This window comes from Massilia sp. CCM 8734, from assembly GCF_011682155.1.
Lineage (GTDB): Bacteria > Pseudomonadota > Gammaproteobacteria > Burkholderiales > Burkholderiaceae_D > Telluria_A > Telluria_A rubra.
In genome coordinates, this window is the sequence record NZ_WHJI01000348.1 from 1 (window position 1) to 278 (window position 278).

General features: G+C 61.9%; 1 protein-coding gene. It reads right to left on the bottom strand.

All coding sequences use genetic code 11. The annotated features are described in order from the left end of the window. Positions 1-278, bottom strand: a 278-nt coding sequence (locus F2P46_RS36845; RefSeq protein ID WP_208296980.1) for a transposase, incomplete at both ends; no start/stop codon positions are given.

The following is a 278-nucleotide window of genomic DNA, read 5'->3' on the forward strand; positions in this document are numbered from 1 at the left end:
CTGACCGCGCGCGCAATAAATATCCTCGTACAACATGTCGGCATCGAGTCCTGGCAGCGAGGTCACGATGAAGCGCGTGTTCTCGCCAAGCGCCATGACCTCGGCCTTGAGCAGCACGCGCCAGGCCCTCGGCCACGAACGCGCCTTGTATGTAAATTCATCGAACAGACGCACCGCATTGGGCACCAGGTCCTGCGATTGCGCAGCCACCCACCGGTCGATGGCGCGAAGTCTGGTCGGCTCGGCCATCGCAAGGAGCTTGGTGTTGCAGGCGAAAC